The organism is Nonomuraea monospora (assembly GCF_039531895.1).
Lineage (GTDB): Bacteria > Actinomycetota > Actinomycetes > Streptosporangiales > Streptosporangiaceae > Nonomuraea > Nonomuraea monospora.
On record NZ_BAAAQX010000042.1, the window covers coordinates 28689 to 52109 of the forward strand.

21 protein-coding genes and 1 tRNA gene are annotated in these 23421 nt (G+C 71.2%); 11 read left to right on the forward strand and 11 right to left on the reverse strand.

Annotation, left to right across the window (positions count from 1 at the left end):
• Positions 1-31 precede the first annotated feature (31 nt).
• Positions 32-1420: an FAD-dependent monooxygenase gene (locus tag ABD331_RS49590; protein WP_344492342.1), complete on the forward strand. Its 1389-nt coding sequence runs from the start codon at positions 32-34 to the stop codon at positions 1418-1420.
• Here the strand turns inward: ABD331_RS49590 and ABD331_RS49595 are convergent.
• The 3 genes from ABD331_RS49595 to ABD331_RS49605 all read right to left on the reverse strand — a co-directional run bounded on the left by ABD331_RS49595 (position 1347) and on the right by ABD331_RS49605 (position 3317).
• The gene (locus tag ABD331_RS49595; RefSeq protein WP_344492344.1) at positions 1347-2297 is read right to left on the reverse strand and encodes a DMT family protein; all 951 of its coding nucleotides are present in this window, start codon (positions 2295-2297) and stop codon (positions 1347-1349) included. The two genes, ABD331_RS49590 and ABD331_RS49595, sit on opposite strands and share 74 nt — an antisense overlap.
• A 190-nt stretch (positions 2298-2487) precedes the next feature.
• Positions 2488-2859, reverse strand: coding sequence for a VOC family protein (locus ABD331_RS49600; protein ID WP_344492347.1), 372 nt, complete (start codon positions 2857-2859; stop codon positions 2488-2490).
• Positions 2860-2972: 113 nt separating this feature from the next.
• On the reverse strand, positions 2973-3317 hold the full coding sequence (locus ABD331_RS49605) for a PRC-barrel domain-containing protein (RefSeq protein WP_148442232.1): 345 nt from the start codon (positions 3315-3317) through the stop codon (positions 2973-2975).
• Between the two features lie 150 nt (positions 3318-3467).
• Between ABD331_RS49605 and ABD331_RS49610 the strand changes: the two genes are divergently transcribed.
• From ABD331_RS49610 to secA2, 4 genes are all read left to right on the forward strand, one after another.
• A complete protein-coding gene (locus ABD331_RS49610; RefSeq protein WP_344492353.1) occupies positions 3468-4547 on the forward strand; it encodes an acyltransferase family protein in 1080 nt (359 codons plus the stop codon).
• Positions 4548-4625: 78 nt separating this feature from the next.
• Positions 4626-5429, forward strand: coding sequence for an SAM-dependent methyltransferase (locus ABD331_RS49615; RefSeq protein WP_344492356.1), 804 nt, complete (start codon positions 4626-4628; stop codon positions 5427-5429).
• Positions 5430-5641: 212 nt separating this feature from the next.
• The gene (locus ABD331_RS49620) at positions 5642-6502 is read left to right on the forward strand and encodes a DMT family transporter (protein ID WP_344492359.1); all 861 of its coding nucleotides are present in this window, start codon (positions 5642-5644) and stop codon (positions 6500-6502) included.
• A 129-nt stretch (positions 6503-6631) separates the two neighbouring features.
• Entirely contained in the window at positions 6632-8833 is a 2202-nt protein-coding gene (secA2, locus tag ABD331_RS49625; RefSeq protein ID WP_344492362.1) for an accessory Sec system translocase SecA2, read from the forward strand.
• Positions 8834-8843: 10 nt separating this feature from the next.
• Here the strand turns inward: secA2 and ABD331_RS49630 are convergent, their stop codons facing one another.
• Positions 8844-9440, reverse strand: coding sequence for a nucleotidyltransferase (locus ABD331_RS49630; protein ID WP_148442227.1), 597 nt, complete (start codon positions 9438-9440; stop codon positions 8844-8846).
• Between the two features lie 70 nt (positions 9441-9510).
• On the opposite strand from ABD331_RS49630, the gene ABD331_RS49635 reads away from it, so the two are divergent.
• Entirely contained in the window at positions 9511-9999 is a 489-nt protein-coding gene (locus ABD331_RS49635) for a DUF1360 domain-containing protein (protein ID WP_344492367.1), read from the forward strand.
• Positions 10000-10047: 48 nt separating this feature from the next.
• Here ABD331_RS49635 and ABD331_RS49640 read toward each other — a convergent pair whose 3' ends face one another.
• From ABD331_RS49640 to ABD331_RS49650, 3 genes are all read right to left on the reverse strand, one after another.
• Positions 10048-11562, reverse strand: coding sequence for a PucR family transcriptional regulator (locus ABD331_RS49640; RefSeq protein WP_344492370.1), 1515 nt, complete (start codon positions 11560-11562; stop codon positions 10048-10050).
• A 90-nt stretch (positions 11563-11652) separates the two neighbouring features.
• Positions 11653-14049, reverse strand: a complete 2397-nt coding sequence (locus ABD331_RS49645; protein ID WP_344492373.1) for an nSTAND1 domain-containing NTPase — start codon at positions 14047-14049, stop codon at positions 11653-11655.
• Between the two features lie 32 nt (positions 14050-14081).
• Positions 14082-14660, reverse strand: a complete 579-nt coding sequence (locus ABD331_RS49650; RefSeq protein WP_344492376.1) for a GNAT family N-acetyltransferase — start codon at positions 14658-14660, stop codon at positions 14082-14084.
• Between the two features lie 107 nt (positions 14661-14767).
• On the opposite strand from ABD331_RS49650, the gene ABD331_RS49655 reads away from it, so the two are divergent.
• Entirely contained in the window at positions 14768-15985 is a 1218-nt protein-coding gene (locus ABD331_RS49655) for an acyl-CoA dehydrogenase family protein (RefSeq protein WP_344492379.1), read from the forward strand.
• Here ABD331_RS49655 and ABD331_RS49660 read toward each other — a convergent pair.
• Positions 15976-17106: an RNA-guided endonuclease TnpB family protein gene (locus tag ABD331_RS49660; protein WP_344492382.1), complete on the reverse strand. Its 1131-nt coding sequence runs from the start codon at positions 17104-17106 to the stop codon at positions 15976-15978. The genes ABD331_RS49655 and ABD331_RS49660 overlap by 10 nt on opposite strands.
• Positions 17107-17189: 83 nt before the next feature.
• Here ABD331_RS49660 and ABD331_RS49665 point away from each other — a divergent pair, with 83 nt between their 5' ends.
• Both ABD331_RS49665 and ABD331_RS49670 read left to right on the forward strand, forming a co-directional pair.
• Entirely contained in the window at positions 17190-18368 is a 1179-nt protein-coding gene (locus ABD331_RS49665; protein WP_344492385.1) for an acyl-CoA dehydrogenase family protein, read from the forward strand.
• Positions 18365-19411: an acyl-CoA dehydrogenase family protein gene (locus ABD331_RS49670; protein ID WP_344492388.1), complete on the forward strand. Its 1047-nt coding sequence runs from the start codon at positions 18365-18367 to the stop codon at positions 19409-19411. Before ABD331_RS49665 ends, ABD331_RS49670 begins: the two co-directional genes overlap by 4 nt.
• Here the strand turns inward: ABD331_RS49670 and ABD331_RS49675 are convergent.
• Positions 19382-19990 (reverse strand): TetR/AcrR family transcriptional regulator, encoded by a 609-nt coding sequence (locus ABD331_RS49675; RefSeq protein WP_344492391.1) that lies wholly within the window; start codon positions 19988-19990, stop codon positions 19382-19384. The genes ABD331_RS49670 and ABD331_RS49675 overlap by 30 nt on opposite strands.
• Before the next feature lie 173 nt (positions 19991-20163).
• On the opposite strand from ABD331_RS49675, the gene ABD331_RS49680 reads away from it, so the two are divergent.
• Positions 20164-20931 carry a nuclease-related domain-containing protein gene (locus ABD331_RS49680; protein WP_344492394.1) on the forward strand — a complete coding sequence of 256 codons (768 nt, stop codon included), beginning with the start codon at positions 20164-20166 and terminating at the stop codon, positions 20929-20931.
• Positions 20932-20950: 19 nt separating this feature from the next.
• Here the strand turns inward: ABD331_RS49680 and ABD331_RS49685 are convergent, their stop codons facing one another.
• Positions 20951-22384, reverse strand: coding sequence for a vWA domain-containing protein (locus tag ABD331_RS49685; protein WP_344492397.1), 1434 nt, complete (start codon positions 22382-22384; stop codon positions 20951-20953).
• On the reverse strand, positions 22377-23216 hold the full coding sequence (locus ABD331_RS49690; RefSeq protein ID WP_344492400.1) for an AAA family ATPase: 840 nt from the start codon (positions 23214-23216) through the stop codon (positions 22377-22379). Before ABD331_RS49690 ends, ABD331_RS49685 begins: the two co-directional genes overlap by 8 nt.
• Before the next feature lie 120 nt (positions 23217-23336).
• On the opposite strand from ABD331_RS49690, the gene ABD331_RS49695 reads away from it, so the two are divergent.
• Positions 23337-23410 (forward strand) — tRNA-Lys (locus ABD331_RS49695).
• Positions 23411-23421 lie beyond the last annotated feature (11 nt).

Below are 23421 nucleotides of genomic sequence, written 5' to 3' on the forward strand. Positions count from 1 at the left end.
ACACTACAGACGTAGTGAAGGGGAGGCTGTCATGGCCAGGGCTGTGGTGATCGGCGCGGGCGTCGGCGGGCTGGCCGCCGGAGCGGCGCTGCGGCGCAAGGGCTGGGACGTGACCGTGCTCGAACGGGCCGCCGTCATCGAGCCCGTCGGCTCGGGGCTGGCGATCGCCGCCAACGCCCTCAAGGCGCTCGACGTCCTCGGCGTCGGCGACCGCATCAGACGGCTCGCCACCGCCGAGGGGCGGCTCGGGCTGCGCCGCGCGGACGGCAGGTGGCTCACCCACACCACCGAGGCCGTCGCGGACGCCAAGTACGGCGACTCGGTCGTGGTCACGCTGCGCGCCACCCTGCTGGAGGTCCTCACGGACGCGCTCGGCCGCGAGCACCTGCGCCTCGGGACGACCGTTACCGAGGTGGACGCCGACAAGGGCCTCGTACGGACCGACGCCGGAGACCTGGAGGCCGACCTCGTGGTCGGTGCCGACGGGATCAACTCCGCCACCCGGCGGGCGCTGTTCCCCGCCCACCCCGGGCCCGTGTACTCGGGGGTGACGGCGTGGCGCGGGCTCATCCCGCTCGGCGGGCTGACGGTGCCGCGCTCCGAGAGCTGGGGGCGGGGCAAGGTGTTCGGCATCCACCTGCTGGCCGGCGACGTCGTGTACGTCTACGCGACCGACGTGGTGCCCGCCGGTGCCGCGCACGCGGATGAGCGGGCGGAGCTGCTGCGCAGGTTCGGCGACTGGCACGACCCGATTCCGGCCCTGCTGCGGGCGGCCGACCCGGCGCGGATCATCCGCAACGACGTCTACTACAACGCCGAGCCGCTGGCCGCCTTCCACCGGGGGAGGGTGGCGCTGGTAGGGGACGCGGCGCACGCGATGACGCCCAACCTGGGGCAGGGCGCCTGCCAGGCGATCGAGGACGCGGTGGTGCTCGCCCACCACGCCGGCGGCGCCTCGCGCGGCGGCTTGCGCGGCGGAGGCTTGCGCGGCGGAGGCTCGCTCAGCAGCGCCTCGCCCAGCGGCGCCTCGCTCGGTGGAGGCTTGCGCGGCGGAGGCTCGCTGGACGGTGGCGACCGCGGCGACAGGTCTCGCAGCGGTGCCGGTTCGGGTGGCGGCGCGGCAGGTGGCGTGGGTGGCGGCGCGGGCGAAGGCATAGATGGGGGCGCTGGTGAGGGCGCAGGTGGAGGTGCTCTGCCCGAGGGGGCGCCGGCCGCCTACAGCGCCGCACGCGTGGAGCGGACCGCGAAGATCGTGCGGCGCTCCTGGACGCTCTGCCGCATGAGCAGCCTGCGCAACCCCCTGGCGGTGGCGGTGCGCGACCTCGGCGTGTCGGCCGCGGCCCGGCTCAGCCCAGATCTGATGTTGCGGTCGATGGACGAGGTGCTGGGCTGGCGTCCACCGGCTGAGGCTGGGCGCTGACCGACGTCTGAACGGCGACCGGGCGCTGCTCCAGCCGGGGTGCGGCGGCGGGCTTGGCGTGATGATCGGGGGCGAGCCGTCCGAGTGTGATCGTGCCCCCGATGGTCAGCGCGGCGGCCAGCACGGCGGGGACGGCCGTCGAGGGGGAGGTCGGCAGCGGCTCCCCGAGCAGGATGGCCCCCGCCAGCACGGACGTGATCGGGTCGATGACCTGCACGCCGGCGTAGGCGATGCCGAAGTAGCCCACGGCGTACGAGCGTTGCAGCAGCACGACCGCGCAGATCAGCAGCACGGGCACGGCGAGGCTGAACCAGTGGATCAGCCGCCCCCAGTCGCCCTGCATCCCGCCGCCGATCACCCGGACGAACGTGGACACGCTCGCCGTCACGGCCCCCGCCCCCACGGACAGCAGCATCGCCTTGGCCGGCCCGTGCACGCGGCTCGCGAGGAGCTGCGTGACCAGCGCGACCGCGGCGATCACCGCGATGAACACCACCGCCGCGCCGTCGCCCAGCACCGGGGTCACGTTGTGCGCGGGCACCAGCAGCATGAGCCACAGCAGGCCGACGGCCACGGCGATGGAGCCGAGGATCTCGGCGCGGTACGGCCTGCGCCCGTACATGAACGCGGCCAGCGGCACGGCGAACACCAGCGTGGCGACGCTGATGGGCTGCACGGCGACCAGCGGGGCGAAGCTCAGCGCGACGGCGTGCAGGCAGGCGCCGGAGAAGGAGATGGCGCCGCCGACCCACCAGCGGGGGCGTCTGACCAGGCTGAGCGAGGCGCCCTCGGCCACGACCTCGTACTGTTGCATCGCCGCGCCGAGCGCGTATCCCAGCGCTCCGGCCAGGGCGATCAGCATGCCGACCCAGGTCATCGCGGCCCGCGCAGGAGCAGGGATCCTTTCAGGAGCATTGCTCCAGCTTAAGAGGCCGCAGAAGCGCCAGAATCATCCTTTAGGCTGATAAATCGGCATAAGTTGCGTCCGACCTGCACGAACATGTGGCGCATCCTTGAGCCGGCGGTGGCCGGACGGGCCTCGCGGAGCCCTCCGGCGGCACTCGCGATCAGGACTTGCGGCACACGCAGAAAAGATGCCCCTGCGGGTCCTGGAGCACGATCCACCGCGTGCCCTCCTCCGTGACGCCCGGCTGGAACTCGGGCCTGGTGGCCCCCAGCGCGACGTACTCGGCGGCGGCCTTCTCCACGTCGGCCACCTGAAGGTCGAGGTGGAACTGCTTGTCGGGGCTCGGCCACTGGACGGGCTTCCGGTCGGGCACCCGGCCGAAGTAGATGTTGACGGTCCCGTCGCTGATGGCGGCGTACTCGTCCTCGGAGTAGGTGACCTCCATCCCCGTCACCTCGTGGTAGAACGCGGCGAGCGACTTGGGGTCGTCGCAGTCGATGGTGAAGGCCATGAGGCTTGCTTGCGTCGTCATGAGCATCAGCCTTCCAGCCGTACGTGACACCTTCTGTCAGGTACGCCAGAAGGTGGCGGAGAATGCCAGAGGGCCGCGCCCGACAGGCGCGGCCCTCCGCTAACGGCATCAAGTCACCCGGGGAAGCGGCCGTAGTAGTCCCCCAGCCGCGTCCGGTACTCGGGCTCCTTGAACGTGCCCTCGTCGAACTCGGGCGCGTCCTTGATCTCGGCCTTGGTGCGGGCCACGAACACGTTGCGTTCCTGGGGATCGATGTTCGTGATCACCTGAGCCGGGAGCAGGACCTTCTTACCGAAGATCCACGGACCCGTGTCGACGATGATGTAACTCTCGCCGACCTCGTAAGTCGCCTCGTCGACGGACCCGATCTTGCCGTCGGTCGCCTGGACGTGGTACCCGACCAAGTCCAGCGCCTGCCCACGGTCGTAGACGTCAGCTCGATAGTCCCAGAGCTCCATTGGTGCTCTCTTCCTCTCTTCTTCCGTCTTCTCGGGCAAGCCATCAACTACCCGTCGGTATTCGTGTAAACCCGTAAGAATGCCTTTGGCGACCCTTAACCAACCTTCAAGCTGATGCCGCCACCATCTCCACACGGAAGGGAGACAGCCATGCGAAGCAGGCCAGAACGGCTCTACGAGATCGACGGGCTCCGGCTGCTGGCGGCGCTGTGCGTGGTCCTGTACCACTACGTTTTCTCCGGCTGGGCCGGAGGCAAGACGACGGTGACGTTCGTGGCGGAGAGCGGGGTGGCCAAGTACGGCTATCTCGGCGTCGACCTGTTCTTCTTGATCAGCGGTTTCGTCGTGCTGATGAGCGCGTGGGGCAGGACCCCGCGCCAGTTCGTGGTCTCCCGGGTGGTGCGGCTCTATCCGGCCTACTGGGTGGGCATCGCGATCACCGCGGTGGTCACCGTGACGCTGGGGCAGGGGCTGTTCCATGTGTCGTTACCGCAGGTGCTGGCCAACCTGACGATGTTCCAGGCCGTGCCGAACATCGAGAACGTGGACGTCGTCTACTGGACGTTGTGGACCGAGATGCGGTTCTACGTGCTGATGCTGGTCGCCACCTGGATCGGGATCACGCGGGGCCGGATCATGGCCGGCCTGTGGGGATGGCTGGCGCTGACGTTCCTGGTCGAGTTGGGCGTGCTGCCCGGGATCGCGGACCTGGTCGTGCAGTCGGAGTTCTCGCACTACTTCATCGCCGGGATGGCGCTGTTCATGCTCTACCGGTTCGGGCTGGACTGGCAGATCGCGCTGCTCGTGCCGATCTGCCTGGGCAACGCGGTCTACCGGGCCATCGGGTACGCCGAGGCGGTCGGCGAGCGCTACCACGTGACCTACTCGCCGGCCGTCATCACGGCCGTGGTCGTGGCGATCTTCCTGATCATGACGTTCGTGGCGCTGCGGGTCACGCACCGGCTGGCCAGGCCATGGCTGGTGACGGCGGGCGCGCTGACGTACCCGCTGTACCTGCTGCACGCGCACGTCGGCTTCATCCTGTTCGCCCGGCTGGAGGGCACGGTCAACAAGTACGTGCTGCTCGTCGCGATGATCGCGGTCATGCTGGCGGCGGCGTACCTGGTGCACCGGTTCGTGGAGCGGCCGCTCGCGCCCTGGCTCAAACGCCTGCTGTCCAAGCGTCAGCCCGCGCACGCGGCGGCCCCGGTAACGACTCCGACAAGGTGATCTGACTCTTCTGACAACCGCAAGCCAGCCGGAGCGCCGGAGCCCCAGGTGCGGATACGATCCGCGCGAGGAGGTCGGATGAGCGTTGAGTGGGCGCCTCCAGGGGTCGATCCGGAACAGCCGAGCGTGGCGCGGGTGCACGACGCGCTGCTGGGCGGCATGGAGAACTTCGCCTCCGACCGCTCGGTGGCGCGCAAGCTCAAGGACGCGGTGCCCGAGGTGGTCGACCTCGTCTGGTGCAACCGCGCCTTCATCGGACGCGTCGTCGACTTCCTCATCCGCGAGGCCGGCATCAGGCAGATCATCGACCTCGGCGCGGGCCTGCCCACGGTGGAGAACACCCACGAGGTCGCCCACTTCGCCGACCCCAGGTCCAGAGTGGTGTACGTGGACATCGACCCCATGGTCGAGCCGCACGCCCGCGCGATACTCAGCGGCAACCCCAACGCCGACGCCATCACCGCCGACGCCCGCGACGTGGCGGGCGTGCTCGGCCACCCGGTCATGCGCCGCCTGATCGACCTGTCGCAGCCCACGGCGATCCTGGCCGTCGGCCTGCTGCACCTCTTCTCCGACCGCGACGACCCGCACGCGATGATCAGGGCCTACATGGACGCGCTGCCGCCCGGCAGCTACCTGGCCGTCTCCAACTTCCTGGCCTCGGAGAACCCCAAGGCCAAGGCGCTGGAGGTGATGTTGCAGGCCACGATGGGCACCGGCTACTTCCGCGACCAAGCGGCCATCACCCGCTTCTTCGACGGCCTCCACCTGGTGGAGCCCGGCGTGGTGCACTTCCCCGAGTGGCATCCGGACGAGCGGGTGCCCGGGCCGCTCGCGCCCTGGGAGGAACTCCTGCTGGGCGGAGTCGCCCGCAAGCCCTAGCCGCTGGGCGGAGCGGCCCGCGAGCCCTGGCTGTTGGGTGGAGCCGCCCGCAGGCCCTAGGCTGTCACCCGTGCCGAGACGTCTGATCTGCTCCCCGCCCCCCGCCCGCTAGCGGGCGGCGTTTCCTGATCTCTCCGGGTCTGACGGATCCGGGGGTGGTCGCTGCCCGCACACCGGGCCCATTCCGACCACTCCTCCCGGAGAACCCTGTCATGACCCATGTCTCCGCCCGGCGGGGCGCCCTGTACGTGTCCGTGGCCGCGACCGCCTGGGGCACCGGCGGCGCAGCCGGATCCCTCCTCTTCGACACCGGCGGCCTCGGCCCCGTCGGCGTCTCCCTGTGGCGCTACCTCCTCGGCGCCGCCTTCCTCCTCGTCCTGACCAGAAGCGCACCCCTGACCTGGAACGGCAGGACGCTGCTGGTCGGCGCCGGGATGGCCGTCTACCAGACGGCGTACTTCGCCGCGATCGCGCACTCCGGCGTCGCCGTGGCCACCGTCGTCACGATGGGCGCCACCCCGATCTTCACCGCCCTGGGCAGCCGCTTCCTGCTGCGCGAGCGGCTCGGCCGGGTCGCGCTGGGCGCCCTGGCCGCCGCGCTGGCCGGGCTGCTCCTGCTCACCGGCGAGGCCGCGCTGGAGACGGGGGCGTCCCTCGGCGTCGGCTTCGCGCTGGTCTCGGCCGCCGGGTACGCGGGCGTCACGCTGCTGTCCCGCCACGGCAGGGACGACGACTCGCGGGCCGTGGCCGTCGGCGGGTTCGTGGTGGGCGCGGTGTGCCTGGCGCCGTTCGCGCTGGCCGAAGGGGTGGTGCCCGAGGTGAGCTGGACGTCGGTGGCGCTGCTGGTCTACCTGGGCGCGGTGCCGACCGCGCTCGCGTACGGCCTGTTCTTCCGCGCGCTGACCGCCCTGAGCGCCACCACCGTGTCGATCATCTCGCTCGGCGAGGCGGTCGGGGCGGCGCTGCTGGGCGTGCTGCTGTTCGGCGAGCACCTCACCCCGGTGGCGTGGTGCGGCTGCGTGCTGCTGCTCGCCGCCGTAACGGTGCTCGCCGCACGTGCCGACGCGGCGTGAAGTGACGGCTCGGGACGCGGGATGAGCTAAGGTCCGGTACGGCGACGCTTGCCGAATCGTCGCTCCGCTCCCCGGTCTCAGGCGAATGAAGAAGGGAACGGTGTCGGCGTAGCGTGCGTTGGAGGAACTGTGGCCTCGATTAAGGGAATACTGAGGAACCTCCTGGATCGTCCGGGAGGCGTCCCTCTGACGCCCTACCAGAAGATCGTCAAAACGGCCGACGGCCGGGTCGACCAGGTCAGGAAGCTCGACGAGCTGCCCAGGCCCGACATGAGCGATCTGGCCGAGTTCTGCGCCGTCGCGCGCGAGGCCGCCGACCGGACCCTGGGCCTGCGGCCGTACGACGTGCAACTGCTGGGCACGCTCGCCCTGCTCGACGGCAAGGTCGCCGAGATGGCCACCGGCGAGGGCAAGACGCTGTCCGGCGCCATGGCGGCGGCCGGATACGCGCTGCAGGGCAAGCGCGTGCACGTCATCTCGGTCAACGACTACCTGGCCAGGCGCGACGCCGAGTGGATGGGCCCCTTCTACGAGGCGCTCGGCGTCAGCGTCGGCTGGATCGACCAGAACTCCACGCCCGAGGAGCGGCGCGAGGCGTACGCCAAGGACGTCACGTACGGGCCGGTCAGCGAGATCGGCTTCGACGTGCTGCGCGACCGCCTGCGCACGGACGCAGGCGAGATCATCGTGCCCGCGCCCGAGGTGGCCCTCATCGACGAGGCCGACTCCGTGCTCGTGGACGAGGCCCGCGTGCCGCTGGTCATGGCCGGCGCGGCCGACCCCGGCGACGCGGTGCCCGAGATGGCGGCGCTGGTGCGGCAGCTCGTGCGCGGCTACCACTACGAGATCGACGAGCAGGCCCGCAACGTCTACCTCACGCCCAAGGGCGCCGACAGCGTCGAGAACCTGCTCGGGGTGGAGCTCTACGACGAGCACGAGCCAGGCACGCTCATCGAGCTGAACCTGGCCCTGCACGCCCACGCGCTGCTGACCCGCGACGTCGACTACATCGTGCGCGACGGCAAGGTGCAGCTCATCAACCCCTCGCGCGGCCGGGTGGCGCTGCTGCAGCGCTGGCCCAACGGCCTCCAGGCGGCGGTGGAGGCCAAGGAGGCGCTGGCGCCCAGCGAGAAGGGCGAGATCCTCGACTCCATCACCGTGCAGGGCCTGATCCGCCGCTACCCGCGCATCTGCGGCATGACCGGCACCGCCGTGGCCGTCAGCGAGCAGCTCGGCGAGTTCTACGGGCTCAAGGTCGCGGTGATCCCGCCGAACCGGCCGTGCGTGCGCGTGGACGAGCCCGACCGCATCTACCCGACCGTGCCCGACAAGGACGCGGCGCTGGTGGAGGAGATCCAGGCCGTCCACGAGACCGGCCGGCCGATCCTCATCGGCACGCTCGACGTCGCCGAGTCGGAGAACCTCGCCAAGCTGCTGCAGCGGCGCGGCCTGGAGCCCGTCGTGCTCAACGCCAAGAACGACGCGGAAGAGGCCGCGATCATCGCCAGGGCGGGCGAGCGCGACGCCATCACCGTCTCCACCCAGATGGCCGGCCGCGGCACCGACATCCGCCTCGGCGACGGCGTGGCCGAGCTGGGCGGCCTGTACGTGATCGGCTCGGGCCGCCACGCCAGCAGCCGCCTCGACGACCAGCTCCGCGGCCGTGCGGGCCGCCAGGGCGACCCGGGCGGCTCCGTCTTCTTCGTCAGCACCAAGGACGACCTGATCACCCAGTTCGTCCCCGACGAGCGCCCGCCCGCCGCCGACGCCGACGGTGTCGTGCGCCACCGGCGCGGCGCGTACCTCGTGGGCCACGCCCAGCGCGTCGCCGAGGGCGTCAACCTGGAGATCCACCGCAACACGTGGCGTTACACCCGGCTGCTGGAGCACCAGCGCGAGCTGATCCTGGAGTGGCGCGACAAGGTGCTGCGCGGCGACGCCGCCGCCAAGGCGCTGGCCGAGGCCGACCCCGAGCGCTGGGCGTCGATGCCCGAGGACACCAGGGACGAGACGGCCCGCCAGATCGTGCTGCACGCCATCGACCGCTGCTGGACCGAGCACCTGGCGTTCCTGACCGACCTGCGCGAGGGCATCCACCTGCGGGCGCTGGGCCGGATGAGCCCGGTCGACGAGTTCCAGCGGGAGGCGGTGGCCGAGTACAAGGCGCTGCTGGCCGAGGTGGAGAAGCGCTCGCTGGAGTCGTTCGAGTCGCCCGAGCCCGACCTGAAGCGGCCCACGGCGACGTGGACCTACCTCGTGCAGGACAACCCGTTCGGCACCGAGTGGGACCGCATCCTCAAGCGGGTCACGGCGGCCACCCGCAGGGGCTGATCAGAGGCGATCAGGGCCACTTCGGGTCGCCCGACGGCACGACCGGCCCGCTCAGCACGCCCAGCCGCTCCAGCAGAGTGATGAACGTGGTCGCGTACGGCGACTCGGCCGTCACGGCCGCCACCCGCGGCCAGTCGACCTGCTCGCGCAGCGCCCGCACCTGGGCCAGCAGCGCGCCGTAGTCGCAGGCGTGCTCCGACAGCGGCAGCAGCCAGGAGATGACCAGGTCGGTGGCCTCCAGCACCGGGACGATCACCGCCGACGCCTTCAACGGCTCCGCCCGGTCGAGCAGCGCGTCGGTGATCTCCAAATCGGACACCCGGAAGATCAGATCGACCAGCCGCCCGTCGTCGTACGCCTTGACCAGCCAGTCCTCGGGCGGCTTGGCCGTCTGGAAGCCCAGCCCGCGCAGCGCCTCCAGCGCGGCGGGCACATCGTGTTCGGTGAGGACGAAATCCACGTCGTGGAGGGAGGGTGCGGCGCCTCGCGCGTACGCGGCGCACCCGCCGGCCAGCGCGAATTTCACTCCGGCGTCCTTCAGCCCCGAACTGGCGCGCTTGAGCGTGTCGAGGATGGCGTCGGTGACCGCGTGACCGTGGCTACTCATGTGGTCGGGCTACCCAAACGATCGTCAAGTAGACGTTGGAGGTGAGGGGTTCCGGGTAGCGCGGGGAGCTATGACCGACATTCTGGAAAAGACGGAACGAGCCTACGAGAACGGGCACGACCGGCCGTTGGGGGGATACGTCGGCCTGCTCAGCGCGTACGGCGGAACGGTCGCGGTGGCCGCCGTCACGGCGATGCTCGCCGGGCGCAAGGCCCCCGAGCACGTCGGCCTCATGGACCTGGCGCTGATGGCGGCCTGCACGCACAAGGTGTCGCGCCGCCTGGCCAAGGACCCCGTCACCAGCCCGCTGCGGGCCCCCTTCACCACGTACGAGGGGCAGGGCGGCCCCTCCGAGGTGCAGGAGAAGCCGCGCGGGGCGATCGGCGAGCTGCTCGCCTGCCCGTTCTGCCTGGCCCAGTGGGTGGCCACGGCGTACGCGGCAGGGCTGGTGCTGGCTCCGCGGGTGACCAGGCTCGTGGGAGCGACGATGACGGCGGTGGCGGTGTCGGACTGGCTGCAGCTCGCGTACGCGAAGCTGATGAAGTCGGCGGAGGAGTAGACGCGGTCAGGAGCCCAGCCGATGAGGTCGGCGGGCGAGCGGGCGCGGTCAGGAGCCCAGCCGTAACTGGATCATGGCGACCAGCCGCTGCTCCGGGTCGGACAGGTCGATCCCGGTGATCGCGCCGGCGCGGCGCAGCCGGTGCCGCACCGTGTTCGGATGCACGTGCAGGACCTCCGCCGCGGCCGCCACGTCCCCGAACGAGTCCAGGTAGGCCAGCAGCGTGTGCGCCAGCTCCGGCTCCAGCGCGTCGAGCGACGGGTCGCGCAGGCCGCTGCCGCGCAGCACGTTCAGCATCTCGCGCAGCACCAGCGAGGAGCGCACCTCCTCCAGCGTGGCCACCAGCCGCTCGGGCGCGGGCGCGATGATCTCCAGGATCCTGCTGCCCTCCTTCTTCGCCCTCGGCACCTCGCTCACGTGCGCGGCCACACCGGAGACGGCCGCCTGCACGGGCGTGCCCATGTGCCGCCGCAGCGCCGCCACCAGGTCGGTGGTCCAGGCGGGCAGCGTGGCGCCGGCGGGGTCCGGCAGCAGGATGTAGATGAAGCCGCACGCCGGGATGACCATGGCGTCGCGCCGGTAGGCGGCGGCGTGCACCGAGATGATCTCGGTGGCCTGGGTCCTGCGCAGCTCCAGCCAGGAGCGGTCGGGCCGCTCCCGCAGGTCCACGGCGATCACCGCGGTGGGCGTGGCGGGATCGACCCCCAGGTGCCTGGCCAGCCCCTCCGAGTCGAAGCTGCCCGTCAGCAGGCCCACCGCCAGGTCCTCCTCGGCGCGGGCCGTGGCGGTGCCGCCGTACAGGCGGGCCAGGTGCAGCGCGGCCAGCCGGCCCGCGCCACGCAGCACCTCGCCGCTGCGCCCGGCCAGCGGCGCCCGTCCCTCCTGCACCCAGATGCTGCCCAGCGGCCTGCTGCCGGCGTGCACGCCGACCACCAGCCTGCGGCGCACGCCCAGGTCGGGCCGCTCGGCGATGTCGACGATCTCCTCGCCGGCCCACAACCGCTGGTAGACGCCCCACTCGCGCAGGTGGGCCAGGTAGGGCTCCGGGCAGTTGCGGCCCAGGATCGACTGGCGGCGCAGCTCGTCCACCTCGTCGTCGGACTCCGAGTAGGCCAGCACGCGGTGCGCGGTGTCCTCGATCGTCACCGCGCCGCCGGTCAGCGTGGCGACGGTCTGCGCCAGCGAGAACAGGTCCTGGTGGCTGTCGCCGTCGGCGCCCGCGCCCTCGATGACGGCGCGGGCGAGCGTCTCCACCTGGTCCCAGCGGGCGTCCGCGGCGACGCCGAGCACCGCGATCCCGGCCTGCCGCATCGCCTCGACCGGGGCGCCCTTCACCGCCACCGCCGCCGCGCCGCACCCGGCCGCGGCCTCGATCACCGGCACGGCCGCCTCGCCGCGCGCGCCCGCCACCAGCACCAGGTCACCCGGCCCGACCGGGTCGCCCGGCTCGGCTATGACGACGGCGCGCAGCTCGACGTCCAGGCCGCCGGGGGCGGTGACGAGCCCGGTCACCGGGCCGCTGAGCGCGGTCATGACCGCGCGCAGGGTCGCGCCTGTCTTCATGGGCACCCCTTTAAGAACCAGGTTCGCATACGATCAAGTACACAACCTAGTGAGCGTGGCGTCACGGTGCCGTCTCGTCCCAGCCGCGCTTCAGCACGTCTGCTGGTAGGGCACCTCGGGCAGGTGCCGTCCCCACTCCTCGGCCGTCAGCGGCCCGTAGCGCTCGCACACCCACACCTCGGGCCGTGCCGGAGCCGCCGGCGCCGCCAGGTCGATGGTCAGGACGGTGCCGCGCCCCGCCAGCACCCGCAGCCACCGCCCGTCCGCCGAGATCGCCGCCTGAGCCTGCCGATCGACGGACGCCGGCACCCGCCGGTCGGCGATCTGCGTGCCGTGGTCGAGCCGCCACACCCGCACGCGGTCGCTGTCGGTGCTGACCAGCAGCCGCCCGTCCCAGCTGAAGCGCAGATGGCCGGGGGAGGGCCGGTAGCGGCTGTTGTGGGTGGGCACGCCGTCCAGCCCGTAGATCTGGATGCCGGTCTCCTCGGCGATGGCCACCCGCACGCCGTCGGGGGCGAACGTCGTGTACTCCCACGGCATCCTGTCCAGCCACGGCGCCGGCGACGCCTTGCCGGACCGCCTGATCTGCGAGCGCCTGCCGTCGAACACCAGCGCCAGCCGGTCACCCGGGCCGATCACCGCGTACTCGCCGACGTAGGCGGCCCGGCGCGCCCGCAGGTCCCACGCCCACCGCTCGCCCGACTGCCTGGCCGCCGCGAACAGCAGCCCGCCTCCCGGGCTGAACCACGCCGACTGCTCGCCGGGCGTGCCCAGCCCCCGGCCGAAGGGGCGGCCCATCTCGCCGGTACGCGGGTCGTACAGGTACGAGCGGTCCACGCCCACCAGCGCCAGGGTCGCGCCGTCCGGCGACCAGGCCATCGCCCGCACGCTCTGCGCCGGGCCTCCCGTGGTGGTCACCAGCCGGCCGGAGGCGACGTCGTACAGCCGCAGCGTGCCCTCGTCCAGGGCGGCGAGCGTGGCGCCGTCGGCGGTGATGGCGTGCAGCGTGCGCGGCCCCGCGTGCGGGTCGGCGAACACCTCCACCGCAGGATCGGGCGCCGTCAGCGCCCGCCTGCTCTCGGGGATCGGCGCCAGCAGCCAGGCCGCCAGGCCCAGCTTGCGCGCGGTCACCGGGTCGGCCACCCGCACCGCCTCGGCCCGCGAGGCCGCCACCCTGGCCATCGTCTCGTCCAGCCGCCCGTCCGCCACGCCGCGCTGCCAGAGCGCGAGCAGCACGGCCACCATGGCCACCGACAGCAGGCCCGCCGTGGCCGTGCGCCGCCTGCGGGCGTGCCGCCGCGTCTCCCGCCGGGTCAGCGCGAGGCCCGCGTCCAGGAACGTCTGCTCGCCCGCGCTCAACGTCACCCGCCGCCGCCCGCCGGCCGCCCACGCCAGCGCCCTGTCCAGCGGCTCCCCCTGGAACAGCAGCGACTCGCCGCGCCCGCCCGCCTCCCACCGCCGCGCCGCCTCCGCCAGCTCCCTGTGCACGGCCAGCCCCGCGCGCTCGCCGTCCAGCCACTCCCGCAGCCGGGGCCAGGCCCGTAACAGCGCGGCGTGCGCGATCGCCGGCGGCTCCTCGATCAGCCCGGCCTTCCCGTACGCGGCCAGCACCCCTTCGATCGCCGCCACCTCGTCGGCCGCGCGTCCGGCGACCAGTTCGTCCCTGCCGACGGTGACGACCGTGTCCGCGCCCTCGGAGTCGACGCCCACCAGCCGCAGGAACACGTCCGGCACCAGGTCCTGCTCCGCCGGGCTCAGCGTGGCGTGCACGGCCTCTGCGCGGGCGCCGAGCGGCGGGTCGTCCACGGGCTCGGGAGGAAGCAGGCGGCCCTGCTGCGAGGGGGGCGCGTCGAGGAGGGACATCAGGAGCTGGCGGGCGCTCGGGCGGCGCTCCGGGTCGCGGCGCAACGCGGCGGCCACGAGACCGCGTAACAGACGATCGAACCGCTCCCCGCCATCCCCTGGTTCTTCGGGCCCGTAGGCGGCGAAGACCAGCAGCCGTCCCCACGCCTGCACGTCCGCGGGCGGCCCGCCACCGTCACCCGACAGCCCCAGCCCGACCAGCCGCGGCCCCTCGCCCCCCAGCACGATCTTGTCCGGCGTCAGGGCCCCGTGCGTGGCGCCCGCCTCGTGCACCGCCGCCAGCGCGGTGGCCGTCGCGGTGGCCAGCCGGTAGAGGTCGTCGCCGGAGTACGGCCCGTGCAGCCGCACCACCTGCCGCAGCGTCGGCCCTTCGATGTACTCGCTGACCAGGTAGGGCGGCTCCCCGTCCAGGCACACCGCGGTGACCCGGGCCACCGACAGCGACCGGACCAGCGCGGCGGCCTCGGCGGAGGCGGCCAGCCGGATCCGCGCGTCGGCGTCAGGCAGGCACGGCACGCCCAGCGCGTGACGGCCCCCCGACTCGTCGTACGCCTCGCGCACGACGACCTGCCCGCCCCTGTCGAGCCGGGCGCCGAGCCAGTAGCCCCCCAGCCGGTCGGTCATGCGGGATGAGACGCCGCCCTTCTAAGAAAGGTTCACGAAGCGCGCAGCCGGTCGCGGTGCTGCGGCCATTCCTCTTCGAGGATGCCGAAACAGACGGTGTCGCGCCAGGTGCCGTCCGAGCGCTTGCGGTGGCGGCGCAGGGTGCCCTCGTGCACGCCGCCGATGCGCTTGATGGCGTTCTGCGAGCGGAGGTTGAGGTTGTCGGTCTTGAGCAGGACGCGGTTGTAGCCGAGCGAGAAGGCGTGGTCGATCAGCAGCAGCTTGCAGCTCGTGTTCACGGCGGTGCGCCAGACGGCTCTGCCGTACCAGGTCCAGCCGATCTCGATGCTGGCCTCGAAGCCGGGCACGTCGGCGTAGGTGGTCCAGCCGACGGCGCGCCCGCTCTCCTTGAGGACGACGGCGTGCGGCACGTGCACGTCGTCGTCGATCAGCTTCCTGGCGACCTTGCCCAGCTCCTCCTCGGTGCGCGGGGTGTCGATGGGCAGCCAGCGCCACAGCTCGTCGTCACCGCCGCCGGCGGCGAACAGGTCGGGTACGTGGTCCATGGTGAGCGGCTCGAGGCGGACGACGTCGTTCTCGAGCACCACAGGCGCAGGCAGCTTCGCGGTCATGCCGCACACCTTACGAGACCACTTGTGGCACTTTTATGGCCACCTGCACCTTTTTGCGGGGAACCACCTGTCGACACGCATACCGGCCGGTCGGTAGGCTCACGCCCATGGACTTCGCCTTTGACCAAGTCACCGAGGACCTGCGCGAGCGCCTGCTCCGCTTCATGGACGAATGCGTCTATCCAGCAGAGTCCGCCTTCGAGGAACAGGCTCAGGCCAGCGGCTGGAGCCCGCCGCCCCTGCTGGAGGACCTCAAGGACGAGGCCAGGAAGCGCGGCCTGTGGAACCTGTTCCTGCCGGGGGAGCACGGCGCGGGCCTGACGAACCTCCAGTACGCGCCGCTCGCCGAGATCATGGGCCGGAGTCCGTCCCTCGCCCCCGTCGCCACCAACTGCGCGGCCCCCGACACGGGCAACATGGAAGTGCTGTCCATGTTCGGCAGCGAGTGGCAGCGCAAGGAGTGGCTGCAACCCCTGCTCGACGGCGAGATCCGCTCCGCGTTCGCGATGACCGAGCCCGACGTGGCCTCCTCCGACGCCACCAACATCGCCACCTCCATCACCAGAGACGGCGACGAGTACGTCATCAACGGCCGCAAGTGGTTCATCTCCGGCGCCATGAACCCCAACTGCAAGATCTTCATCGTCATGGGGAAGACGAACCCGGACGCGCCCAAGCACCGGCAGCAGAGCATGATCCTCGTCCCCCGCGACACCCCTGGCCTGCACATCAAACGCGGCATGCACGTCTTCGGCTACACCGACGCCGACCACGGGGGCCATGCCGAGATCCTCTTCGAGGACGTCCGCGTCCCGGCGGCCAACCTCATCGGCGAGGACGGCGGCGGCTTCGCCATCGCCCAGGCCAGGCTCGGCCCCGGCCGCATCCACCACTGCATGCGCCTGATCGGCATGGCCGAGCGCGCGGTCGAGATGATGTGCAAGCGGGCCCTGGCCAGAACGACGTTCGGCAAGCCCATCGCGCAGCAGGGCGTCGTCCAGGACTGGATCGCCGAATCCAGAATCAAGATCGAGCAGGCCCGCCTGCTCGTCCTCAAGACGGCCTGGCTCATGGACACGGTGGGCAACCAGGGCGCCCACACCGAGATCCAGGCCATCAAGATCTCCACTCCCATCACCGTGGAGTGGATCCTCGACAAGGCCGTGCAGGTGCACGGCGCGGGCGGCGTCTCCCAGGACTTCCCCCTGGCCGGCCTCTGGGCCGGAGCCCGCTCCCTGCGCCTGGCCGACGGCCCTGACGAGGTGCACAAGCGGTCGCTGGCCTATCGCGAGCTGAAGAGGTGGATGTCAACTTCTCAACCCTGACGTGATGGGAAGAGCTGCAGCTCCATGCCGCCGACGGCTTCGGTGGTGTGGGCCGCGTCGTCGGCAGCGTGACTCACTGCCCGGCGACCGATGTTGATCGCCGCGATGTGGTCGGCAGGCCCAGCGAAGCCGCACGCCACACAGAGAAAGGAGTCCCGGTGAGGACGGTTGCGTTTCGCACAGTGACCGCAGGACGGACAGGTGCGAGACGTGTTGCGAGGATCCACCAGTCGCACGCGCACCCCGGCCAACGCGGCCTTGTAGGTGACGAACAGCCGCAGTTGGCGGAACGACCATGCGTGAAGATCGGCACGCTGGGCCTTGGAAACCGTTACCCGGGCACGGATGCCGCTCAGATCTTCCAGAGCGATGCCTGCCTGGGTGTCTTTGGCCTTGCCGACCAGCCGTTTGCTGATCACATGGTTGATGTCGCGAGCGAACCGGGCTTCCTTGCGGCGCCGTTTCTTCAGCAGTCGCTTGGCGCTCTTGCTGCCCTTGAGCTGAAGGCGGGCGCGGAGTATTCGGTTGCGGTGGCGCGCCGCCCGGACGGCCTTACCGGAGTGGACGGCTCCTGTGGAGTCCGTGGCGAGGTTGACGATGCCCAGGTCCACTCCGAGCCAGTCCTGGGGGGTGCCCGGTTCCGGCTCCGGTACTTGGATGACGCTCGCCAGGTAGAACACTCCGTCGCGGTGAATGAGGTCGGCCTGGCCGCGCCGGATCGCGCCACTGACGGACGACCAGCGGTTTATGTACATAACGGGCACGATGATGCGGCCGGTCAGCGTCGCGATGGAGATCCGGTCACCGCCCTTGTAGGACAGGACACGAGGGTCGTAGGCAACGGCACCCAGTTCACGGAAACGGGGACGGATGGTCTTGTCGCGCTTGTAGGCGTCGCATGCCTTGGCGATGACGCGGATCGCCAGTTGCGCGGGCAACCCGTACGAGACCCGCAGATCGAAGTAGACGAGCCGCTGCAGATTGATCTTATTGGCGGTCCGATGCGCGAACGCGACCTCGGCTGCCTGGTTGGCGGCCGCGTTACACGCACGCATGGTCGCCAGCAGCGCTTCGTGCTGATCGGCGTCCGGAGCGAGTTTCAGCAACTCGGTCACCAGCATGTAACCAGATTATCGCTCAGAGTCACGAAAAGAGAGGGAATCGTGAAGCATCTTCTTCCTGGCTCAACGGAGCCGGCCTCCCCATGGGTGGGCGGACTGTGAACGAAGCTGAGATCAAGGAGCGCGTGGCGGCGTTCCTCGGCGAGCACGACCCGAGCGGGGACCGGCTGGAGTTCCTGCGCGCCAGGTTCGACGCCGGGCTGGCGTGGGTCTGGTACCCCGAGGGGCTCGGCGGGCTGGGGGCTTCCCGGGAGCTGCAGCAGGTCGTCGAGCGGGAGCTGGCCGACACGCCGCAGATCAACGGCGGGAAGCAGGGCATCGGCCTGGGCATGGCGGCGCCGACGATCCTGGCGTTCGGGACCGAGGAGCAGAAGCGCCGGTTCCTGAAGCCGCTGTGGACCGGGGAGGAGATCTGGTGCCAGCTCTTCAGCGAGCCCGGCGCCGGTTCCGACCTGGCCACGCTGGCGACGCGGGCCGTCAGGGACGGCGACGAGTGGGTGGTGGACGGCCAGAAGGTGTGGACGTCCGGCGCGCACCACTCCCGCTGGGCCATCCTCGTCACCCGCACCGACCCGGACGTGCCCAAGCACCGCGGCATGACGTACTTCGTGTGCGACATGCAGGCGCCCGGCGTCGAGGTGCGCCCGCTGCGGCAGATCACCGGTGAGGCCGAGTTCAACGAGGTGTTCCTGACCGGCGTGCGGCTCGGCGACGACCTGCGGCTGGGCGAGGTGGGCGACGGCTGGCGGGTCGCGCAGACGACGCTGATGAACGAGCGCGTCGCCATCGGCGGTGCGCCCACGCGGCGCGGCGGCGGCGTCATGGCGACCGTGCTGTCGGCCTGGCGTGAGCAGCCCGAGCTGCGCACCCACGACCTGCACCAGCGGTTGTTGTCGCTGTGGGTGGAGGCCGAGGTGACCCGCCTGTCGGGTGCGCGGCTGCGCGAGCAGCTCGCCGCCGGGCAGCCGGGGCCGGAGGGGTCGGGGATGAAGCTGTCGTTCGCCCGGCTCAACCAGGCGCTGACGGGCCTGGACGTCGAGCTGCGGCGCGATCTGGGCTACGACGACTGGACCTTCCGCCGTTCTGAGGACGTCGACTTCTACGGTCGCGGCCCCGGCTACCGCTACCTGCGTGCCAAGGGCAACTCGATCGAGGGCGGCACGTCCGAGATCCTGCGCAACATCATCTCCGAGCGGGTGCTCGGCCTGCCTTCTGAACCCCGTGTCGACAAGGACGTGCCCTGGAAGGACCTGCCGCGATGACCCTGCTGTATTCCGAGGTCGAGGAGGAGCTCAGGTCCTCCGTGCGCGGGCTGCTCGCCGACCGCTGCCCGTCCGCGGCGGTGCTGAAGCGCGTCGAGGCGGAGCCGTACGACCTGGATCTGTGGAAGACGCTGGCCGGCGAGATCGGCGTGGCCGGGCTGCTGATCCCGGAGGAGCTGGGCGGCGCGGGCGCGTCGGCCAGTGAGGCGGCCGTGGTGCTGGAGGAGCTGGGCCGGGCGGTGGCGCCGGTGCCGTTCCTGACCAGCTCGGTGCTGGCCACGCGGGCGCTGCTGCCGACGCGTGACGCGCTGCTCGGCGAGCTGGCCGAGGGGCGGCGGACGGCGGCGCTGGCCGTGTCGTTCGCGGCGTCGCCGTACGCGCCGGGGCGTGGCTCGTCGGTGAGCGTGGACGGCGACGGGCGGCTGTCGGGGACCGTCACCGGCGTGGCCGGGGCGGAGGTGGCCGACGTGCTGCTGGTGCCGGTGGACGGCGACCTGTACGCGGTCGAGGGCGCCTCGGTCGAGGTCGGGCCGTCGCTGGACCTGACCAGGCCGGTGGCCACGGTGACGTTCGCGAAGGCGCGGGGGCGGCGGGTCGGGGCGTGCGACCTGGCGGCGGTGCTCAGGTTCGGGGCGGGGCTGCTGGCCTCCGAGCAACTCGGCGTGGCCGAGTGGTGCCTGGAGACGACGCTGGCCTACGTCAAGGAGCGCCACCAGTTCGCCCGGCCGATCGGCTCGTTCCAGTCGGTCAAGCACCGGCTGGCCGATCTCTGGCTGGACGTGGTGCGGGCCAGGGCCGCCGCCAGGAACGCGGTGGCGGACGCGTCGTCCATCTCCGTGGCGGTGGCGCAGGCGTGGAACGCGGGGGTGGCCGTGCACGCGGCCGAGGAGGCCCTGCAGTTGCACGGCGGGATCGGGATGACCTGGGAGCACCCGGTGCATCTGTACCTCAAGCGGGCCAAGGCGACGGAGATCGCGCTGGGCTCGCCGGGGGATCACCGGGCGGCGCTGGCCTCACTCGTCGACGTGCCCGGGCCCTCCTGACGGCGGGGCGTCGAGGGACGTCAGCAGCAGGTCGGCGAAGTGCTTGCCCACCTGGGCGCCGGTCAGCGGCCCGTCCGCGTGGAACCAGGAGCCCAGGTGGTGCACCGAGCCGAAGAAGAAGTCGACGACCAGCTCCGCCGGGACGCGGGTGCTGAAGACGCCGGTGCGCTGCCCCTCGGCCACGAGGCCGCGGAAGCGCTCGTGGTAGCGGCGGCGCTCGGCCCGCACGGTCTTCTGCGTCTCGGGCGCGAGCAGGTGGATCGACCTGAAGAAGATCTTGGAGTCGTCGAGGTTGGCGGCCGTCGTCTCCACGACGTCGGCCGCGGCCCTGTGCAGCCGCTGCCGGACGGTGCCGGCGCCGTCGGCGATCTGCGTCAGCCGGTCCATCTGCATGCGCAGGACGCGGGCGTAGATCTCGTGCAGCAGATCATCCTTGGAATCGAAATAGTGGTACATGGCGCCCTTGGTGACACCGGCCGCCACTACGATCTCCTGTACCGAGGTGCTCTCGAAGCCACGCTCGGCGAAGAGCCGGGTCGCCTCGGCCAGCAGGCGCTGTCTGACCGGTTCGTCTTTCACATCGTCCCCCTTGGTCACCGCCTTAGCATACCGACTGGTCGGTTGATGGTCTTGCGGGTACTAATTCCGTCACCTTAGGCTCGCCTTGGTTGGGGAACGGGTATCTCTTGACCGGCGAGGGATCTTCGGCGTGGCAGATCCTGCACAACACCTACTCATTCGGGGAGTTTGCCGTGCCCGGTGGCTCTATCTACGTGCAGCCCAACGAGAAGTACACAGGATCTTCCCCGCAGTGGTGGTACGAGAAGTTCTGGCGCGAGGACGCGCCGAACCGGCGTAAGTACCGCTATGTCAAGGCCGGAGTGGGATTCGTCATCGGCGTGGCGCTCGGCCTGAGGTTCGACCTCGCCGCCGCCTCCGTCCTGACCGGCCTGCTGCTCGCGGGGATCGTCTACGGCGGAGACTGGTTGCTCGACTGGTACTCCTTCTACCGCACCGCCGTGTGGCGGGGCGCCCGGCGCGGCGAGGCCATCACCGGCCGCCTGCTGCGCCGCTCACTGCGCCGCCACGGCTACCAGGTCCTGGACGGGCGAGCCATCCGCGGCCAGGCCTCCATCGACCATCTCGTGATCGGCCCCGGCGGCGTATGGATCGTCGACAACGAGTCCTGGGCGCCCGACATCGAGATCGCGTGCTACGTGGGCCGGCTGTTCTTCGGCGAGAAGTACGGCAGCAAGACCGCCAAGGCGCTGGTCGAGAAGGCCGAGGCGTTCGCCGCGCTGCTCACCCGCGAGACCGGCGTGCCGGTCACGATCAACCCCATGATCGCGGTCCACTGCGGCATCCTGCCCAGGAACGGCGTGGTGGCCGCCGAGGGCCTGACCCTGCTCAGGCCGCGCACGGCGGCCCGGGTGATGAAGGCCGCCGACACCGGCGTGCTGAACGACTCGCAGATCGAGCTGCTCGCCCGCACCGCCGCCCGCGAGCTGCAGCGGATCTAGGGTCAGCCATGTAAGGGGGTCAGGCCAGCGTCTCGATGAACGCGGTGAGCTGCGAGACGTTGCGGCACTCGTGCATGGGCACGACCGTGCCGTACTCGCTCGCGACCGAGTCGCCCGTGTCCCACTGCTGCCTCGGCTCGGGGTTGAGCCAGTAGGCGGAGCGGGTCTTCGACACCAGCGACTTCAGCACGTCCAGGGCGGGTGGCTGGTAGTTGGAGCGGGCGTCGCCCAGGATCAGCAGGGACGTCTTCGGGCCGAGCGCGTCGGCGTACCGCTCGGCGAAGCCCTCCAGGCTGTGCCCGTAGTTGGTACGGCCGAAGCGCACCATGTCCGCCTCGTTCACCAGCCGGGTCATGGCCTCGACCACGTCCGAGCCGGGCTGGAAGAACCGGGTGATCTCGTCCACGGTGTCCACGAACCCGAACGCCCGCACCTTCGTGAACTGCTCGCGCAACGCGTACGTCAGCAGCAGCGTGAAGTGCGCGAACGACGAGACCGAGTCGCTGGTGTCGCAGAGGATGACCAGCTCCGGCTTGTGCGGGCGAGGAGGCTTGAAGTGGGTGGTCAGCGGCACGCCGCCGCTCTGCAGCGAGGCCCGCACCGTCCTGCGGAAGTCGAGCCTGCCCCGCCTGCCCTTGCGATGCTTGATCGTCAGACGCGCGGCCAGCCGCCTGGCCAGCGGATACACCTCCCTGCGCAGCCTGGCCAGGTCGGCCTTGGTGATGCGCAGGAAGTCGATCTGGTCGAGCGGCGGGCGCACGGCCGAGCGGGCGATCCGCTCGATGCCCCCGTCCTCGGCGATGCGGCGGCGCACGTCGGTGGCCACGGCGTCCTCGAAGCGCTTGATCCCGGCGGTGACCTGCCGGCGCACCGTCTTCTCCGCCAGCCCGCCGCGCTCGCGGCCCTGCAGCACGTTGCGCAGGATGGCGGCCATCAGCGTCTCGGGCGACAGGGCGCGCATGACGCTGTAGGAGAACCAGTTCTGCCGGCCGGGCCCCGTCGCCTCCTGCCTGCCGAAGCGCTCCACCATGGCCTCGGCGAACTCGCGCATCTCCTGGTCGGACGTCGTGCCGGCCAGCAGTCCCGCCAGGTGCTCACGCAGCTCCTTGACGCTCGCCGTCGCCAGGTCGGTGTCCCGTGCGGCGGACAGGCCGGTCGTCGAGGACGGGAACCACAGGTCGAACAGCACGTCGAAGCCCGGCCGGTAAGCCGGTTTCTTCACCAGCGTCGCCGCGTACGCCGCCCGCAGCGACTCGCGGTCGGCCAGCTCGATCACCCGCATCGCGTTGGCCGCGTCCAGCCCCTCGGCCACCGAGACCGGCACCCCGGCCGCCCTCAGCGCGTGCACGAACCCGACGTGCCGGTCGACCAGCGACGCCTTACCGGGCGCGGACGCCCTCGACTCGGCGGACGCCCCCGGCTCAGCGGCCGTCACGGCCGCCGGCTCAGGCATCGGGAAGCCCCAGCTCCTTGGCCGCCCGCTCGTGGTCGGAGGCGTGCTTGAGCACCACGCCCAGCGTCCCGGCCACGGTCGCCTCGTCCAGCTCGTCGCGCCCCAGCGCCAGCAGCGTGTTGGCCCAGTCGACGGTCTCCGCCACGGACGGCGCCTTCTTCAGCTCCAGCGCCCGCAGCGTCGCCACCGTCCTGGCGAGCTGCTCGGCCAGCTCGGCCCGGATGTCCGGCACCTGCGCCAGCACGATGTCCCGCTCGCGCTCCGGAGTGGGGTACTCGATGTGCAGGTAGAGGCAGCGCCGCTTGAGCGCCTCCGACAGCTCGCGCGTCGCGTTGGAGGTCAGCACCACGTACGGCCTGCGCGTGGCCGCGATCGTGCCCAGCTCGGGGATCGTCACCTGGAAGTCGGACAGCAGCTCCAGCAGCAGCCCCTCCACCTCGACGTCCGCCTTGTCGGTCTCGTCGATGAGCAGCACGGTCGGCCTGTTGGACCTGATGGCCTTGAGCAGCGGCCGCTCCAGCAGGAACTCCTCGCTGAAGATGTCGTCGTCGGCGCTGGTGGCCTGGATCCGCAGGAGCTGCTTCTTGTAGTTCCACTCGTACAGGGCCCTGGCCTCGTCGAGCCCCTCGTAACACTGCAACCTGATCAGGTCGGCGCCGGTCGTCCGCGCGACGGCCTTGGCGAGCTGCGTCTTCCCGACTCCCGCCGGGCCCTCGACCAGCAGCGGCTTGCCCAGCGCCGCGGCCAGGAACACCGAGGTGGAGATGGCGTCGTCGGAGAGGTAGTCCACGGCGGCGAGCCGCTCCGTCACTTCGGCGGGCGAGTCGAACATGCATGATCCTGTCTGCCGGGGCCGTTGAGCCTGTGAGCCGAACTTTATTCTAGCCGGTGATGTGCCGCGGATACCGATTCGACCAGGATGCGGATCACCGGTATATTCCTTTCTGCCAGCGCGCCGCTAGCTCAGTTGGTCAGAGCAGCTGACTCTTAATCAGCGGGTCCGGGGTTCGAGTCCCTGGCGGCGCACTCCACGAACG

Coding starts and splice junctions, on each gene's coding strand:
- ABD331_RS49590 (WP_344492342.1), top strand. CDS start 32: ATGGCCAGGGCTGTGGTGATCGGCGCGGGCGTCGGCGGGCTGGCCGCC.
- ABD331_RS49595 (WP_344492344.1), bottom strand. CDS start 2,297: ATGACCTGGGTCGGCATGCTGATCGCCCTGGCCGGAGCGCTGGGATAC.
- ABD331_RS49600 (WP_344492347.1), bottom strand. CDS start 2,859: ATGACGACGCAAGCAAGCCTCATGGCCTTCACCATCGACTGCGACGAC.
- ABD331_RS49605 (WP_148442232.1), bottom strand. CDS start 3,317: ATGGAGCTCTGGGACTATCGAGCTGACGTCTACGACCGTGGGCAGGCG.
- ABD331_RS49610 (WP_344492353.1), top strand. CDS start 3,468: ATGCGAAGCAGGCCAGAACGGCTCTACGAGATCGACGGGCTCCGGCTG.
- ABD331_RS49615 (WP_344492356.1), top strand. CDS start 4,626: ATGAGCGTTGAGTGGGCGCCTCCAGGGGTCGATCCGGAACAGCCGAGC.
- ABD331_RS49620 (WP_344492359.1), top strand. CDS start 5,642: ATGACCCATGTCTCCGCCCGGCGGGGCGCCCTGTACGTGTCCGTGGCC.
- ABD331_RS49630 (WP_148442227.1), bottom strand. CDS start 9,440: ATGAGTAGCCACGGTCACGCGGTCACCGACGCCATCCTCGACACGCTC.
- ABD331_RS49635 (WP_344492367.1), top strand. CDS start 9,511: ATGACCGACATTCTGGAAAAGACGGAACGAGCCTACGAGAACGGGCAC.
- ABD331_RS49640 (WP_344492370.1), bottom strand. CDS start 11,562: ATGAAGACAGGCGCGACCCTGCGCGCGGTCATGACCGCGCTCAGCGGC.
- ABD331_RS49645 (WP_344492373.1), bottom strand. CDS start 14,049: ATGACCGACCGGCTGGGGGGCTACTGGCTCGGCGCCCGGCTCGACAGG.
- ABD331_RS49650 (WP_344492376.1), bottom strand. CDS start 14,660: ATGACCGCGAAGCTGCCTGCGCCTGTGGTGCTCGAGAACGACGTCGTC.
- ABD331_RS49655 (WP_344492379.1), top strand. CDS start 14,768: ATGGACTTCGCCTTTGACCAAGTCACCGAGGACCTGCGCGAGCGCCTG.
- ABD331_RS49660 (WP_344492382.1), bottom strand. CDS start 17,106: ATGCTGGTGACCGAGTTGCTGAAACTCGCTCCGGACGCCGATCAGCAC.
- ABD331_RS49665 (WP_344492385.1), top strand. CDS start 17,190: ATGGGTGGGCGGACTGTGAACGAAGCTGAGATCAAGGAGCGCGTGGCG.
- ABD331_RS49670 (WP_344492388.1), top strand. CDS start 18,365: ATGACCCTGCTGTATTCCGAGGTCGAGGAGGAGCTCAGGTCCTCCGTG.
- ABD331_RS49685 (WP_344492397.1), bottom strand. CDS start 22,384: ATGCCTGAGCCGGCGGCCGTGACGGCCGCTGAGCCGGGGGCGTCCGCC.
- ABD331_RS49690 (WP_344492400.1), bottom strand. CDS start 23,216: ATGTTCGACTCGCCCGCCGAAGTGACGGAGCGGCTCGCCGCCGTGGAC.